Here is a 15,641-nt window from a genome sequence, read left to right on the forward strand (position 1 = left end):
CGGATGAACGCCCCGCGCCGCCCCCTCAACCCGTTCCCCCTGCCCGGCTGGGAGAGCACGCCCATGCGCCCGCTGCGCCCGTGGGAGCGCAAGGCCCACCGCGACTACTACGTCGACGTCGACGGCGCGGAGAGCGCGTTCCAGGAGTTCCAGCAGGAGGTCGGCGACCTGACCGGCGTGCTGGAGGACGGCCGGCTCGTGCTGGTCACCGGTGACTCCGGCTGCGGCAAGACGGCGCTGGTCAACCGGTGCGCCGACTGGGCCGTGCGGGAGCTGGCCGGGCGCTGCCTGCGCGGGGTGGTGGTCGACCTGACCGGCTGCCTGCCGGAGGACGAGGAGCTGTCGATCCAGGAGCGCACCGCCCAGGTGTGCGACCAGCTCTTCGACAAGCTCGTGGACCACGGGGCGCTGGGGCAGGCGGCGGCGGAGCTGCTGCGCGGCGACCGGGACAACCCGCAGCGGATCTTCCCCCGGCTGGGCCGGGCGCTCGACGAGGACGTGGTGCTGCTGGTGCTGCTGCCCTCGCCGAACGAGCTGCTGGACGAGGTGATCCGGTACGCCCGGCAGCTGAGCAGCCCGCGCGTGCTGTTCTTCGCCGAGTCGGCGTTCTTCGACGCGGACGACATCGCCGAGCTGGTCCGCCGGCTGGAGACCTGGGTACCGCCGATCACCCTGCTGGTCGGCAAGCTGGAGGACGGCGACCCGGAGCGGTTCGCCGACGACCGGCTGGTCCGGCACAGCGGGTCGGGGGTCTACCCCCGGTTGAGCGACGAGGCGGCCGAGCTGCTGAGCCGGATCTGCCAGTCGGTCGCCATGTTGCAGAGAATCCTGCACGGCACGTACGAGCGGAAGCTCGAAGCGGGCCTAAGCTACACCGAAGCCGACCAGGTGACGGTGGACGACATCCGGGCGTACCTCAACGGACTGGGGATGCAGCCATGAGCGGCAGCGAAGAACTCCCGCACCTGCGGAAGAACCCCTTCTCGCCGATGGCGGTCGCGCTGATCATCGACGACTTCCACGACGACTTCGACGCGGTGGACGTCACCATCCCCACCGACGCCGCCCGGCAGGCGGTCGCCCACCTGGACGGCTACCTCCAGGCCGAGCCGGGGACGGGCACGGTGCTGGCCGTGCTCGGCGACTACGGCACCGGCAAGACCCACCTGGCGGTGCGGCTGGTGCGCTACGCCCGGAAGGTCCTGGACGACCCGTCGCGCGCGCTCTACCTGGAGGCGACCGCCGAGAGCTTCGTCGAGCTGTACCGGCGGTTCATGCAGCGGCTCGGGCGCGACGGCGTGCGGGGGCAGGTCAGCGACTACTACGCGGACATCGTCGCGGACTCGTTGCAGAGCACCGGGTTGACCGAGGACACGCTGGAGTGGCTGGGCAGCCGGAGCTTGGAGCCGCAGGAGGTCGTGGAGCGGCTGGGGCTCATGGAGAGCGCGCTGCTGCGGACCGTGCAGGACAAGTTGCGCCAGGTGACGAACAACAAGGACTTCGGCACCGCGCTGACCCTGTTGCTGCGGCCCGGTTTCGAGCACGCGGTGTGGTCGTGGCTGCTGGGCGGCGCACCGGACCAGGTGCTGGTCGAGCGCGGCATCACCGAGCCGATCGACACCGAGGTCGCGGCGCTGGAGGCGATGGGCGTGTTCGCCCTGCTGTTCGGCGGGCGGCAGCGGCGGTTCGTGCTGGCCGTGGACGAGCTGGACAAGATCTTCTCCGCCGACAGCCGGCCGCAGGCGCGGACCATGGCGGCGTTCCAGACCATGCTGGAGGTGTTCGCCAAGGCGGGCGCGTGCCTGGTGCTGTGCGGGCTGCCGGAGTTCAAGGCCGTGCTGTCGCCGGCCGTGCGGCAGCGCATCCCCTGCACCGTCACGATGTCCGGGCTCGGCAACGCGCAGGTGCGCGAGTTCGTCGTGCGCGCGCAGGAGGCGGTGACCGGCGTGCCGGCGCTGGCCCCGTTCACCCCGGAGACCGTGCGCTACCTGCGGGACGTGGCCGGCGGCAACACCCGCAACGTGGTCCGCCTGTGCCACCGGGTGTTCCGGCTCGTGGACGACCGGGCGAACGCGACCGGCGACCCGGACGTGGCGGCGACCGACGAGATGGTGCGGCAGGCCGCGCGCGAGCTGTTCGGCTCGTTGAGCGCTGACGACCTGGACGGTTCGGTGCGGCGGCTGCTGGACGCGAACGGCTGGGAGTACCGGCGCAACCACCTGCTCGGGACCGGTGAGGAGTCCCTGGCGGACTTCTGGGTGACCTTCCCCGACCGCGACGGCGGGTGCGCCGTGCTGGTGACCGGGTCCCTGCTGGACAACACCGACGTGACGACGGTGATGCGGCGGGTGTCGGCGGTGCGCGAGGCCGAGTCGGACGCCGAGGTCGTGCTGCTGGTCAACGGGGTGCTCGCGGACGGCGTGGCGATCCAGTTGCGCGAACCGCTCGGCCGCGAGCCGCTGGTCTACTCGGAACGGACGTTCGCGGAGGACTTCAAGGCGCTGGTCGGCGCGACCGGTGCCCTGCTGGCCGGCGAGTCCGCGCAGGACCCGCTGAGCGCGGTGCGGCAGCGGATGGACCAGCTGTCCCGGCAGCAGTCGAGCATCTACGGCTTCATCGAGCAGCTCGCGGAGCACGTGGACGGTGTCCGGACGTCGTCGGAGCGGCAGTTCTCGGCGATCGGGCGGCAACTGGCGCTGCTGGTCGGCTCGGCCCCCGCGCGCGACGCGGCGGACCACCGGCTGCCGGGCGAGGTCGAGCGGCTGTTCCGGGGCGCGGCGGACGCGCTGGAGGGCCTGGTGCAGATCGACCTGATGCTGAACGAGGCGTTCGACTTCGCGCCGGCCACGACGCAGGAGGCCGTGCACCGGCGGCTGCGGACGCCGGAGTTCACCGACGCGGCGGCGAAGGCCGTCTTCATCCAGAAGGCGGTGCTGGCGTTCCGGGGCTCGGTGGCCGAGTGGTACCGGTCGCAGGGGGAGGCCGGCGGCGAGGTGTCGGCCGACGCGGAGGACCGCTTGGAGCAGCTCTGCGGGATCTACGACGACATCGTGGAGTTCCTGCCGCTGTTCGACCTCGACCCGCTGTTCGGCCTGCCGCCGTGGAGCGCGCGCGCGGGCGGGCTGGTCGCGGACGTGAACCAGGTCGCGCGGCGCAACCAGGTGCACGAGGCGCTGCGCAACCTCAGCCCCCGCGTGCGACGGGCCGTGCTGCGGGCCTCCCACACCGGCTGACCCGGCACCCGGCACCCACCGCCGACGCCCCGCCCGCCTAGCGGGCCGGCCCCAGCCGCCGGAACGCCGCCGGCCGCAACGACCCGACGCCACCACCGCCGACGCCGGCACGCACCTCACCGGCATCCGCATCGGCAACGACATCGGCACCCGCGTCGGGGTCGTCCGCCCGAGGCGGCTGGACGCGGTCGTACACGCCGTTGGCCAGCGCGTGCACCAGGTTCACCACGACCACGGCCGGGGCCACCACCGCGATCGCGCCCGGGAAGTGCGGTTCCAGCAGCAGCGCCAGGATGATCGCGGTCAGCCCGTTCTGCTGGCCCAGGCACAGCCGCACCCGGTCGTCGCGCCACCGCCGGGGCAGGGTCAGCACCCAGGCCACGACCGCCTGGGCCAGGTACGCCGCCACGCCCAGCACCGCCCCGACCGCCGCCGACGCCCAGCTGAACGCCGTGGCCAGCACCAACCCGACCGCCACGGTGGCGGCGAACATGCCGACCTCGGCCAGCCCGTCCACCCAGCGCCCGAAGTCCGGCCGGAAGAACAGGCCGATCAGCGCCAGGGCGAGCAGCAGCGAGAACTGCACCGCCACGAACCCCACGGCCAGCACCACGAGCACCAGCAGCGCGCGCACGACCAGGCGGCCGACCTGCCCGCCGCCCCCGCCGCCGACGCGCCCGCGCGCGAGGCGCCACACCAGCCACGCCCCGCCGGCCAGCGCGAGGTTCAGCGCGAAGTTGACGGTGAACGCCCCGAGCCCGCTCGCCGCCGCGCCCTCCACCCCGTCGACCGCGCCGCCCTGCGCCCCGCCGGCGGCGGTGCTCTGCACCGCGAACGCCGTGAGGTAGACGGTCAGCAGCACGGTGATCGGGTCGTCGAACGACGCCCACGCCGACAGCAGCGCCTTCGCCGACGCCGACATCCGCGACTTGGCGCGCACCGCCGCCACCGACAGCGGGTCGATCTGGGCGACCGCCACGGCCAGGATCAGGTGCCACGGCTCCCGGTACACCAGGTACACCACGCCGAAGATCAGCACGACCTTCGCCAGCACACCGAGCGTCACCGCGACGACCACGGTCCGCAATTCGCGGCGGAATTCGGAAATGTCGATGCCGCTGGTGCTCGCGTACAGCCCGAATCCGAGCAGGGCGGTGATGAAGAATCCGTACGCCGAGGAATCCTCGACCTGCCGCAGCCCCAGCGACCACGCAGCGAACCAGCCCACGCCGACTGCGGCCAGGAGGGCGACCGAACGGACAGCGGGCGTCACCATTCCAAGGTAGGTAATCGGCCGACGGGCTTCAAGGTCCATCCGGAGAGGGCCGCTAGGCCGTTCCGCACCCCCAATCGAGACCCGATCACCAGCCGCCCCGAATTCCCCGCCGGGTGCGATCAAGAACCGATCACGGCCCGCGCGGACACCCGATCAAGGACCGATCACGAGCCGTGGACACCCTCGGTCACGAGATAATCACGGTGCGTGCGAGGCGAGGCGTTCGGCCAGCGCGGACATCCGGCCGTCCGCCTCGCCGACGCGGGACTGGTCGATCGTCACGCCCGCCACGTACTCCCCCGGCCCGAGCCGGTAGCAGTAGATCGCGCCCATCTCCACGTCCAGCACGGCCCGCGCCAGCAGGCCACCCACCACCGGCCGCACCGCCCGGTTCAGCCGGGTCGTCAAGCCGCCCAGCTCACGCAGGAACCCGAGGTAGAACCGCCGCCGCGCGTCGACCGAGATCTCCTTGAAGTACGGCCCGAGCGACGGGTCCGCCAGGTGGTCGACCATGGCCAGCACCTCGCCGCCCGCCACGTGCGCCACCACGTGCAGGTCCTCCGCCCGCGCGGCGGCGGCGCACTCGGCGAGCCGGCCCTCCCCCGCCGACACGTGCGGCTCCCGCGCGCCCGCCCCGGACACCGGCACGGCGTCGCCGAAGGTCTCCCACCCGCCGGGGTTGAGCGAGCCGAGGCTCAGCTCCGAGCGCAGCGCGGTGGCGAGTTCGGCCACCGCCCGGTCGGCCTCGTCCACGGCGGGGTGCCCGAACATCGGTCCGGCGCCGGCGTGGTCGAGGACCAGGCCGACGACGTGCTCGGCGGGCACCACGGAGTCGCAGAACAGCGCACCCTCCCCGGTGTGCAGCACGGTCCTGATCAGCCGCCCGGTGCGCACCTCCTGCAACACCCGGTCCAGCGCGGTGACCTGGAACGCGAGGTGCCTGCCGAGCCGCTTGAGCTCCTCGCGCCGGGTGCCGCCGGGCAGCGCGCCGGGCACGGGCGGCGGGTCGGCCAGCGCGTCCACGCCGAAGTCGAACACACCGCTGCTGTAGTGCGCGAGGTAGTGCAGGGCCGGGCTCTTCGCCACCGCCGCGCGGCACGCCAGCCGGGTGGTGTCGAACTCGGGGCCGAGGTGCTCGGCCGCCTCCTCGTGCAGCTCCACGCTGGTCCCTCCTGCGCGATCAGGTGTGCGGGATGTCGACATCGCACTCCCGCCAGTCCGGGTGGGCGGGGTGCGCGGCGAGGCGCAGGTTGTGCGCCGCCACGGCGGTGTGCGGGTGGTCGGGGCCGAGGAACTCCACGCAGTCCGCGTGCGCCTCGGCGATCAGCCGGGCCGCCTCGTCGACCTCACCCGCCGCCGACCGGACCCGCGCCTCGTCCACCGCCGCCGCGAGCGTCCACGGGTGCGTGTCGCCGAGGCGGTCGCGCAGGGTCACGGCCGCCGCCGCGACGTTCGCCACCGCGCCGGCGTGGTCGTCGGCGGCGCGCAGCGCCAGCCCCAGGCCCAGCCGGCACAGCGCCAGGAACGGGTGGTGGTCGCGCACGCCCTCCAGGCCCTGGAAGCCCTCCAGCGCGGTCCGGGCCAGCTCCACGGCCAGTTCCGGTTCCCCGCCGACCCGCCGGTGGTCGGCGGCGAAGCTCAGCGCGCACCCCAGCGTGTACGGGTGGTCGGGGCCGATCACCTCGCGGTAGTTCCGCAGCGCCTTGCCGCTGCGCTCCTTCGCCGCCCTGGTGCGCCCGGCCAGCCGCAGCGCGATGGAGTAGTTCCAGTGCACGCCGATCTGGGTCTGGTTGAGCTCCGGGCGCAGGCTCTGCAACTTCTGCGACGCCTCCAGCAGCGCCTCCAGCGCCTCCGGGTAGCGCCCCAGCTCGCGCTGGTAGAGCCCGATCTGGGCGAGCGTGGCCCAGGTGAACTCGTCGCGCTCGCCGAACAGCCGCCTGCGGCGGGCGAAGTTGTCCTCCTCCAGCGCCAGCGCGCCCGCCGGGTCGCCGGACAGGAACGTCGAGGCGGCCAGGTTGTTGGCCGCGCGCCGGGTGTCCGGGTGGTCCTCGCCCAGCACCTCGCGCAGGCCGGTCCAGGTGGCCTGGTCCTCGACCAGGGCCTCGGTGAACAGGCCCAGGCCGCGCAGGTCGCCGCCGCGCCCCCGGGCGGTGATCAGCGGCTGCGGGTGGGACAGGTCGAGGGCGCGGCGCTGCCTGCTCAGCGCGAGGTCGTCCAGCCGCAGCGCCTCGGCGGGCTCCCCGAGCACCCGGTGCACGTTGGCGAGCTGGGCGGCCAGGCGGTTGCGCAGCGGGTCGTCCGGGCCGAACCGGGCGGTCCACGAGTCGAGCAGCTCGTGCCCGGGTTCCAGCGCGGCCCGCCGCACGCCCGCGCCGCCGTCGGTGAACAGGAACCGCGCCTGGTTCACCAGCCAGCGGCGCACCTCGGGCGCGTCGCTGCGCAGCGCGCCGGACGGGAACACGTGCTGCTGGAGCTCCTGGAACCGGGAGCGCCGGGTGGGCGACTTGTCCTCCACCTCGGTCGGCGCGAAGGCGGCGAGCGCGGCCAGCGCGTCGGCCTGGCGGGCCTCGCGCTCGGCGGCGGGCACCCCGGCGCGCAGCGCCCGCTGCACGACCCGGTGCAGCCGCAGCGAGTACTGGTCGCCCCAGTCCACCCGGAACAGCCCGTGCCGGGCACCGGCCCACAGCACCCGGTCCACCTCGCCGGCGTCCAGCGCGATCGGCGCGGCGTCCACGCCGCCGACCGCGACCACCCGGTCCAGGAACGCGGGCGAGCGGACCAGGCCGAGGTCGACGCCCTGCGGCGAGAGGTACGAGCACAGCCGGGCGACGAGCACCGCGACCCGGCCGATCCCGTTCTCCCGCAACGACCCGGTGACCACCTCGACCACCCGCGCGACGCCGTCCGCCCCGCAGCGGGAGAGCCGGTCGAAGAAGGTCCGCACGGCCCACCCGGCGGCGTCGGCGGCCGACGAGCCCGCGCCCGTCTCGGCGCGCGCGGTCTCGGCCAGCCACGCCCCGGCCAGGTCGAGCGCCAGCGGCAGGTGGCGCACCTCCTCGGCGACCCGGCGGGCGTCCGCCAGGCCCAGCCGGGGCACCCGGTCGAGCAGCAGGGCCGCGCTGTCCGCCGCCGTCATCGGCACCAGCTCCACCGACGGCGCACCGGCCGCGTTGGAGGTGATCAGCACGTGCCCGGTCGCGCCGGGCGGCAACAGGTCGGCGATCGCGTCCAGGTCGTCGGCGTTGTCGTAGACCAGCAGGAACCGGGCGTAGGCCGGGTCGTTGGCCAGCCGGTCCAGCGCGGTCAGCGAGCCGAAGTCGGTGGAGCCGGGCAGCCGCAGCCGGACCGCCAGCTCGGCCAGGCCGAGCTGCACGGACTGCCGGTCCTGGGCGGACAGCCACCACACCGCGTCGTAGTCGGCGGAGAACCGGTAGGCGTACTCCAGGGCGAGTTCGCTCTTGCCGACGCCGGGTTCGCCGTTGAGCGTGACGACCGCGCGCTCCTCGCCCGCGTCGGTGAACTCGTCGCGCAGCGCCTCCACGTCCTCGTCCCGGCCGACGAAACCCCGGTGGCGGGGCGGCAGCCGGAACACCACCGGGTGCGAGCCGGGCATCCGCATCGGCGCGTCGTGGGCGGTGCCGGGGCGGTCGATCAGGCCGAAGTGCCCCAGCAGCTTGGCGCTCACCGCGTCCGGCAGGTTCGCGTGCACCGACAGGCCGGGCAGGTCGCGGTCCTGCTCGGCGAGCAGCAGCCGCAACGACCCGGCGGGCACGTCCGCGTCGTCGCGGTCCGGCGAGACCAGCACCACCACCCCGTCGGCGGGGCGGGCGTCGGCGAAGGGCACGACCTGGGCGCCCGCGCGCTCCAACTGGCCGCGCACCCAGTCCGCCCACGCCCGGTCGCGCGGCGCATAGGCGATCGCCACCCGGTCCGCGTCGGCCTCGGAGGCCAGGCCGAACACCCGGCGGTAGCGGGCCCGCAGCACGGCCGGCACCGGCGCGCACCCGGTGACCGCGCCGCCGCTGACCGCCGCCGCGAGCCGCCCGTACTGGGCCTCCAGGGCCCCGCCGCCGCTGGGCTCCTCGGCGATGATCGCCAGCAGCGGGTCGAACGCGTCGAACGGCCGGTACGGGATCTCCACCGTGCCGCCGTCCGGCACCCGCTTGGCCTGCCCGGCCAGCAGCTCCGCGAACGCGGCGTGGATCTGCGAGCGGATGCGCTGGGCGCGGGACTGCTCGGCGTCGTCGAACAGGGTGGCGACGGGCACCACGTCGATCCGCAGCGGGGCGCGCTTGCGGACCTGCGCGGCCAGCTCGGCGGCGTCCGCTATGGCGCGCGGGCGCGGCCGGAAGCACACCACGACCAGTTCGCACAGCGTGGCGACGAGGGTGAGCGACTCCTCGGCCGCGCCGGTGGGCGCGTCGATCAGCACCTGGTCGTAGTCGGACTCGGCGAGCCGGGCGCGCAGCTCGGCGATCGCGCCGGCGTCGCCGTGCCGCGACCCGGCGCGCGGCCGGCCGCCGGCGTCGGCGGGCAGCGCGGCGACCACGTCGATGTGGCCGGTCGGGTCGGGTACGGGCTGCGCGAACCGCTCGACGGCGGGCGGCAGGTAGTCCTCGCGGGACGGGTCGGCGTGGTAGGCGGCGACCAGCGCGCGGCCCACGGCGTCCGGCAGAGCCTGGCGGGACACCAGGAACGGCTCCAGGTACTCGCGCACCCTCGGCACCTCGGAACCCCAGTCGACGACCAGCACCCGCCGGCCCGCCGAGGCCAGCACCCAGGCGAGGTTGGCGACCGCGCTGGTGCGGCCGGTGCCGCCGGTGGCCGACAGGAACGCCGTCACCCCGGTGTGGCCCTGGCCCGCGCTGCTGCTCATCGGCTCTCCAGATCGGCGGTGTGGCAGGGAATTCACGCGCGCCCCCCGGCGCTGCCGGGCGGCTAGAGGGAGCTCTCGAACGCGGCGAACCGGTTGGGCATCTCGGCGTTCTCCGCGAGGATCCGGTGCAGCGCGGCGCGCAGGGCGGTGTCGGGCAGCGCGGCCAGGCGGGCCAGGTCGATCCCGGTGACGTCGAGGAGTTCGGACTCCAGGACGGGTTCGTCAGCCATCTCGCACAACCCCCTCACCGCAAAGCTGCGGTTTTGTCCGCAGTGCGCTGATCCCATCGTAGTGCGCGGCAACGGGGAATGCGGCGAATCCTCCGATTGGCGGCAGATGCGGCCGGCCCGATGTGTTTGGTTGTTCGGGGGCCGATGGATCGGGGGGTGCATGGCGGCACGACCGTTCCGGCAGTTCGTGGTGAAGGTGCACAGCCGATGCAACCTCGCCTGCGACTACTGCTACGTCTACAAACTCGGCGACACCGGTTGGCGTTCCCGACCGCGCGCGATGTCGCCGGTCGTGGTCGCGCACACCGCCGAACGGGTGGCGCGGCACGTGCGCTCGCACACGTTGTCGGACGTGGAAGTGGTGCTGCACGGCGGAGAACCCCTGTTGTTCGGCGCGGCGCGGATCGAATCGCTGGTGCACGCGTTCCGGGAGGCGGTGCCCGCGCGGGTGCGGTTCTCGGTGCAGACCAACGCGACCCTGCTCGACCGGTCCCTGCTGTCGCTGCTGCACGCCCTGGACGTGCGGGTCGGGGTGAGCGTGGACGGCGACCCGGAATCGCACGACCGGCGGCGCGTCCGGCCCGACGGCACCGGGAGCTGGGCGGCCGTGGCGGCGGGTCTGCGCCTGCTGACCGGCGAGTTCCGCCCGGTTTTCGGCGGTCTGCTGTGCGTGGTGGACGTGCGCACCGACCCGGTGCGCACCTACCGGTCGTTGCGCGAATTCACGCCCCCGCTGGTGGATTTCCTGCTGCCGCACGGGAACTGGTCCGCGCCGCCGCCCGACCGGGTCGCCGGCGACCCGGCGACGCCTTACGCGGATTGGCTCATCGCGTTGTTCGAGCACTGGTACCGCGCGCCGGAAACGCGCGTCCGGCTGTTCGAGGAGTTGTTGAACGTCGTGCTGGGGGGCCAATCCGGGGTCGAGGGCATCGGTTCGACGCCCAGTGCGCAGATCGTGGTGGAAACGGACGGCGCCATTTCGGTGTCGGACATCCTGGCGTCGTCGTCGCCCGCTGCCGCGTCCACCGGTCTGCACGTGCTGCGCGACGATTTCGACCGCGCGCTCGCGGTGCCGGAGGTGGTGGCGCACCGGGCCGGGCGGGCGGCGCTGTCGGCGACGTGCCGGTCGTGCGACGTGGTGGCGGCGTGCGGCGGCGGCCTGCGCGCGCACCGGTTCGACGGCACCGGTTTCGACCGCCCGTCGGTGTACTGCCCCGACCTGCACCGGCTGGTCTCCCACGTCCGCGACCGGGTCGCGGCGGACCTGGCGGCCCCGGCGTGAGGGTGCGCCCGTGGCGGCTGTCGGCGGCCGACTTCGCCGCGCTGGCCCGGGGCCGGGGCGGTCCCCGGGCGGTGCGCGCGCTGCGGCTGGCCCGGCGCAGCCGGACGTCCCTGCTGGTCCGGATGATCGCCGCCGCGCCGGCGGCCCGCGCGGCGTACCGGCTGCTGGTGGCCGCCGAGCGGGCCTCGCCGGACGCGGTCGCCCGCGTGCTGGACCACCCGTCGGTGGGCGCGTGGGCCACCCGGACCGCGCTCGCGCTGCGCCGGGGCGACCCGGCGCAGCCGGAGGAGCTGGCGTTCGCGGCTGCCTCGGCGGCGGTCCTGGCGGGCGTGCCGGCGGACGTGGACTTCCCGGACGTGCCGGTGTTCGTGCTGCCGTCGCTGGGCGTGGCGGACCCGGCGACGCTGGAGTACGACCCGTTGCCGGAGGTGGCGCTGGGCGGGCACGTGGTGCAGCTCGACGACTGGGCGGGCGGCGGGGTGCCACCGGGGCTGGCCGTCGCGGCGGACGTGGACGTGGCGCGGTGGCGGCTCGCGCTGGCCTCGGCGTGGGACCTGCTCGCCACCGACCACCCGGCGATGGCGGCGGAGTTCACCGAGCTGGTGAGCGTGCTGACGCCGATGCCGCCGTCGCCGACCGGGACCAGCAGCGCCACCGCCGCCGACGCGTTCGGCTGCGTGTTCCTGTCGCTCGCGCCGGACCCGGAGACGCTCGCGGTGACCCTGGCGCACGAGGCCCAGCACACCAAGCTGGTCGCGCTGATGGACCTGTTCCCGCTGCTGCTGCCGGACCGCCGGGAGATCTACTACGCGCCGTGGCGGGAGGACCCGCGCCCGTTGGCCGGCCTGCTGCACGGGACCTACGCGCACCTGGGCGTGGCGGCGTTCTGGCGGACCCGGCCCGGCCTGGCCGCGCAGACCGAGTACGCCCGGTGGCGGGCCGCCTCGCTGACCACCGCCGAGACGCTGCTGTCCAGCGGGAAGCTCACCGCGACCGGGCACGCGCTGGTCACCGGGATGGCGGACGTCCTGCGCCGCTGGTGCGCGGAACCCGTGCACCCGCAGGCGTTGGCGCGGGCGACCGCCGAGGCCGCCGAGCACCGCGAGCGGTGGGTGGCCCGGGTCGGCGGGTGAGCGCCCGCCGGTCCCGCGTGGACCGTCCCGGGGCGACACCGCCGCGACTCGCCGGGGGTGGTCCACCGGGTCGGGCCCCCGGGCGGCGATACTGCCCGCCATGCTCACCGCCGACGGCCGTCTCGTGCACTCCCCGGCCGACCTGGTGGACCTGCTGGAGTGCGAGCACCGCAGCCGCCTCTCGCTCGCCCTGGCGCTGGGCGTGCCGGGCACGCCCCAGCCGGACCAGCGGCAGGACGTGCTCGCCGCCAAGCACGGCATCGCGCACGAGCAGGCTGTGCTGGAACGCTTCCGGGCGCGCTGCGAGGTCGTGGAGATCGCGCAGCCCGCGCCGACGCACGACGCGCTGACCCGGGCCGCCGCCGAGACGCGCCGAGCCCTCGAAGCCGGCGCGGAGGTCGTCTACCAGGGCGTGTTCTACGCCGACGGGTTCCACGGGCGGGCCGACTTCCTGGTCCGCGCCGACCGGGGCTACGAGCCGCACGACGCCAAGCTCTCCCGGCACGCGACACCGGCCGCCGTGGTGCAGCTGACGGCCTACGCGCACGCGCTGGGCGCGCTCGCCGGGCCGGAGATGCACCTGCTGCTGGGCGACGACAGCGTGCGGACCTACCGGGTCGCGGACTTCCTGCCGGTGGTGCGCAGCCTGCGCGAGCGCCTGCCCGGCACCGCCGAACCGCTCGTGCGGACGTGGGACGACGAGCGGCCCGCGTGCGCGACCTGCCGGTTCAGCCGCAGTTGTGCCTCCGGGCGGGAACGGGACCGCGACCTGTCGCTGGTCGCCGGCATCCGCACCGACCAGCGGCGCAAGCTGGTCGCGGCCGGGCTGGGCACGATCGACGCGCTGGCCAACGCGTCCCGCGAGGACCGGCCGCAGGCGATGTCCGCAGCCACCTTCACCGGCCTGCGCGCGCAGGCCGCGCTCCAGGTCATCCAGGACGACTCGCGCACCTCCGACGACCCGATCGGCAAGGTGGCCTACGAGGTGATCACGCCCGGGGCGCTGGCCGAGTTGCCTGGACCGAGCGCCGGCGACCTGTTCTTCGACATGGAGGGCGACCCGTTCGCGCTCAACGGCGAGGGCCTGGAGTACCTGTTCGGGGTGGTGACGCCGGAGGAGGAGTTCACGCCGTTCTGGGCGCACACCCGACCGCAGGAGAAGGCCGCGTTCGAACGGTTCGTCGACTTCGCCACGGCACGGCTGGAGGAGCACCCCGACGCGCACGTCTACCACTACGCGCCCTACGAGGTCAGCGCGCTCAAGCGGCTGGCCGCGCTGCACGGGACGCGGGAGGAGGCCGTCGACCACCTGTTGCGGTCGGGGGCGCTGGTGGACCTGTACGCGGTGGTGCGCAAGGCTTTGCGGGTCTCGCAGCGGTCGTACTCCATCAAGTACCTGGAACCGCTGTACATGCCCGCGCCGCGCGACGGGGACGTCACCAACGCCGTGTCCAGCATCGAGGCGTACGAGGAGTACCTGACGCTCACCGAGGTGGACGACGGGGCGCGGGCCGCCGAGGTCCTCGCCGGGATCGCCGACTACAACGAGTACGACTGCGTCTCGACCCGCCGGCTGCACCGGTTCCTGCTGGAGGTCCGGGCGGAGGCCGGGATCGAGCCGCACGTGCCCGAGCAGTCCTTCGCGGACGAGGTCGAGGACGAGATCGCCGCGCAGCGGCGGGCCGAGCGCGCGGAGCGGATCGCGGCGGTGGTCGACCCGCTGCTGGAGGGGCTGCCGGACAACCCGGCCGACTTCACCGCCGACGAGCGGGCGCGGGCGCTGCTCGCGGCGGCCGTCGGGTACCACCGGCGGGAGACCAACCCGGCGTGGTGGGACTTCTTCCGCCAGGTCGCCGCACCGCTGTCGGAGCTGGAGTCCGACAGCGCGTGCGCCGTGCCGGTGTCGGTGCGCGCGGATGGCTGGACGATGCCGTCCGGGCGGGTGCGCAAGGCCAAGCGCGAGGTGCGCGTGCGGTGCGACCCGGACCGGCCGCACCCGTTCGCCAAGGGCGACAAGGTGCGGCTGCTCTACGCCGGCACGCCGAACCGGACCCGGGACGCGGAGGTCGTCGACGAGTCGGCCGAGGACATCGTGCTGGTGGAGAGCGTCGCGCCGGACGACGTGGACGGCGACCGCCCGGCGGCGGTGCTGCCGGGAAGCCCGGTGCGGCCCGCGCCGAAGGACGAGGCCGTCTACGAGCTGGCGCGGGCGGTCGCCGAGTCGCTGCCCGTGCTGCCCGCCCACCCCGGCGTCGACCTGGTGCGCCGGGCCGCGCCCCGGCTGCGCGGAGCGGGTGGGCTGCCGTCCGGCGGCGACGTGATCGCGGACGTGATCGGGGCGGTGGACCGGCTCGACGGGTCGGCGCTGGCCGTGCAGGGGCCGCCGGGCGCCGGCAAGACCTACCTCGCCGGGCGGCTCATCGCGCACCTCGTGCGCGGCGGGCGCAGCGTCGGGGTGACCTCGAACAGCCACAAGGCCGTGGAGAACGTGCTGGCCGCGGCGCAGGCGGCCGGGCGGGAGCTGGGCGTGCCGATCCCGACCGCCAAGCGGCCCAAGGGCGCTGCGGCGAAGGACTGCGCCTGGGAGCAGCCGAGGGACAACCCGGCGCTGGTCCGGTGGCGCACCGACCAGGGCGCAGGTCACCTGGTCGGCGGAACGGCGTGGACGTTCGCCAACGCGGCGGTCCGCGAGCAGCCCTTCGACGTGCTGATCGTGGACGAGGCCGGGCAGTTCGCGCTGGCCGACGCGCTGGCCGTGTCGACGTGCGCGCGCAACCTGGTGCTGCTGGGCGACCCCCAGCAGCTGCCGCAGGTCGTGCAGGGCACGCACCCGGCGGGCGCGGACGCGTCCGCGCTGGGACACCTGATCGGCGACGCCGACGTGATCCCGGCCGAGCTGGGCTACTTCCTGGACCAGACGCGGCGGATGCACCCGGACGTGTGCGAGCCGGTGTCCCGGTTGTCGTACGCGGGGCTGCTGCACGCGCACCCGTCGACTGCGACGCGCGGCGTGGACGGGCTGGCGTCCGGTGTGTACGTGCGCGAGGTGGAGCACCGGCACAACACCACCAGCTCGGCCGAGGAGGCGGCGGCGGTCGTGGAGGTCGTCAGGTCGCTGATGGGTCGCATGTGGACGGACGGGGTGAACGCGCGGCCGTTGGACGACTCCGACGTGCTCGTGGTCGCGCCGTACAACCTCCAGGTCCGCCTGGTGCGCCGGGAGCTCGAACGCGCCGGCTACGAGCACGTGCGGGTCGGCACGGTGGACCGGTTCCAGGGCCAGGAAGCCCCGGTCGTGGTCACCACGATGACGTCGTCGGCCGCCGTCGACCTGCCGCGCGGGCTGGACTTCCTGCTGTCGCGCAACCGGCTGAACGTGGCGCTGTCGCGCGCGCAGGGCGTGGCGGTGGTGGTGTGCTCACCGCGACTGGTGGAGGCGGACATCCGGGGCGTCGACCAGCTCCGGCTGGTGTCCGGGATGATCGGCCTGACCGGCGAGGCGCGGCCGTGGCCCATCGACGGCATCTATGCCCAAGAGCTATGACTCCATCCGCCCGGGTGCTCTTACTGTGAAAAACGCGAGAACCTTCCACCCTGCACCGAAGGAGATC

At 74.5% G+C, this 15,641-nt stretch carries 9 protein-coding genes; 5 read left to right on the forward strand and 4 right to left on the reverse strand.

The annotated features are described in order from the left end of the window. Positions 1–3 precede the first annotated feature (3 nt). Together AB0I60_RS24030 and AB0I60_RS24035 are read left to right on the forward strand one after the other, a co-directional pair. On the forward strand, positions 4–942 hold the full coding sequence (locus tag AB0I60_RS24030) for an ATP-binding protein (protein WP_360733100.1): 939 nt from the start codon (positions 4–6) through the stop codon (positions 940–942). Further along, positions 939–3,233, forward strand: a complete 2,295-nt coding sequence (locus tag AB0I60_RS24035; RefSeq protein ID WP_360733102.1) for a hypothetical protein — start codon at positions 939–941, stop codon at positions 3,231–3,233. The genes AB0I60_RS24030 and AB0I60_RS24035 overlap by 4 nt, the downstream gene beginning before the upstream one ends. A 37-nt stretch (positions 3,234–3,270) precedes the next feature. Here AB0I60_RS24035 and AB0I60_RS24040 read toward each other — a convergent pair whose 3' ends face one another. The 4 genes from AB0I60_RS24040 to fxsA form a co-directional block, all read right to left on the reverse strand. Beyond that, complete coding sequence (locus AB0I60_RS24040; protein ID WP_360733103.1) at positions 3,271–4,506, reverse strand: hypothetical protein; 1,236 nt, start codon at positions 4,504–4,506, stop codon at positions 3,271–3,273. A 201-nt stretch (positions 4,507–4,707) separates the two neighbouring features. Continuing rightward, positions 4,708–5,670, reverse strand: coding sequence for a hypothetical protein (locus tag AB0I60_RS24045; protein ID WP_360733105.1), 963 nt, complete (start codon positions 5,668–5,670; stop codon positions 4,708–4,710). A gap of 19 nt (positions 5,671–5,689) precedes the next feature. After that, positions 5,690–9,385 carry an FxSxx-COOH system tetratricopeptide repeat protein gene (fxsT, locus tag AB0I60_RS24050; RefSeq protein ID WP_360733107.1) on the reverse strand — a complete coding sequence of 1,232 codons (3,696 nt, stop codon included), beginning with the start codon at positions 9,383–9,385 and terminating at the stop codon, positions 5,690–5,692. 62 nt (positions 9,386–9,447) lie between these two features. Further along, positions 9,448–9,615, reverse strand: coding sequence for an FxSxx-COOH cyclophane-containing RiPP peptide (fxsA, locus tag AB0I60_RS24055; protein ID WP_360733109.1), 168 nt, complete (start codon positions 9,613–9,615; stop codon positions 9,448–9,450). Between the two features lie 160 nt (positions 9,616–9,775). Between fxsA and AB0I60_RS24060 the strand changes: the two genes are divergently transcribed. The 3 genes from AB0I60_RS24060 to AB0I60_RS24070 all read left to right on the forward strand — a co-directional run bounded on the left by AB0I60_RS24060 (position 9,776) and on the right by AB0I60_RS24070 (position 15,574). Next, positions 9,776–10,897, forward strand: a complete 1,122-nt coding sequence (locus AB0I60_RS24060) for an FxsB family cyclophane-forming radical SAM/SPASM peptide maturase (protein WP_360733111.1) — start codon at positions 9,776–9,778, stop codon at positions 10,895–10,897. Further along, positions 10,894–12,030, forward strand: coding sequence for an HEXXH motif-containing putative peptide modification protein (locus AB0I60_RS24065; RefSeq protein WP_360733112.1), 1,137 nt, complete (start codon positions 10,894–10,896; stop codon positions 12,028–12,030). The genes AB0I60_RS24060 and AB0I60_RS24065 overlap by 4 nt, the downstream gene beginning before the upstream one ends. Positions 12,031–12,130: 100 nt before the next feature. Next, positions 12,131–15,574, forward strand: a complete 3,444-nt coding sequence (locus AB0I60_RS24070; RefSeq protein ID WP_360733113.1) for a TM0106 family RecB-like putative nuclease — start codon at positions 12,131–12,133, stop codon at positions 15,572–15,574. Positions 15,575–15,641: the final 67 nt, after the last annotated feature.

The organism is Actinosynnema sp. NPDC050436 (genome assembly GCF_040655415.1).
In the GTDB taxonomy this organism is placed as follows: Bacteria; Actinomycetota; Actinomycetes; order Mycobacteriales; family Pseudonocardiaceae; genus Actinosynnema.

Coding starts and splice junctions, on each gene's coding strand:
- AB0I60_RS24030 (WP_360733100.1), top strand. CDS start 4: ATGAACGCCCCGCGCCGCCCCCTCAACCCGTTCCCCCTGCCCGGCTGG.
- AB0I60_RS24035 (WP_360733102.1), top strand. CDS start 939: ATGAGCGGCAGCGAAGAACTCCCGCACCTGCGGAAGAACCCCTTCTCG.
- fxsT (WP_360733107.1), bottom strand. CDS start 9,385: ATGAGCAGCAGCGCGGGCCAGGGCCACACCGGGGTGACGGCGTTCCTG.
- fxsA (WP_360733109.1), bottom strand. CDS start 9,615: ATGGCTGACGAACCCGTCCTGGAGTCCGAACTCCTCGACGTCACCGGG.
- AB0I60_RS24060 (WP_360733111.1), top strand. CDS start 9,776: ATGGCGGCACGACCGTTCCGGCAGTTCGTGGTGAAGGTGCACAGCCGA.
- AB0I60_RS24070 (WP_360733113.1), top strand. CDS start 12,131: ATGCTCACCGCCGACGGCCGTCTCGTGCACTCCCCGGCCGACCTGGTG.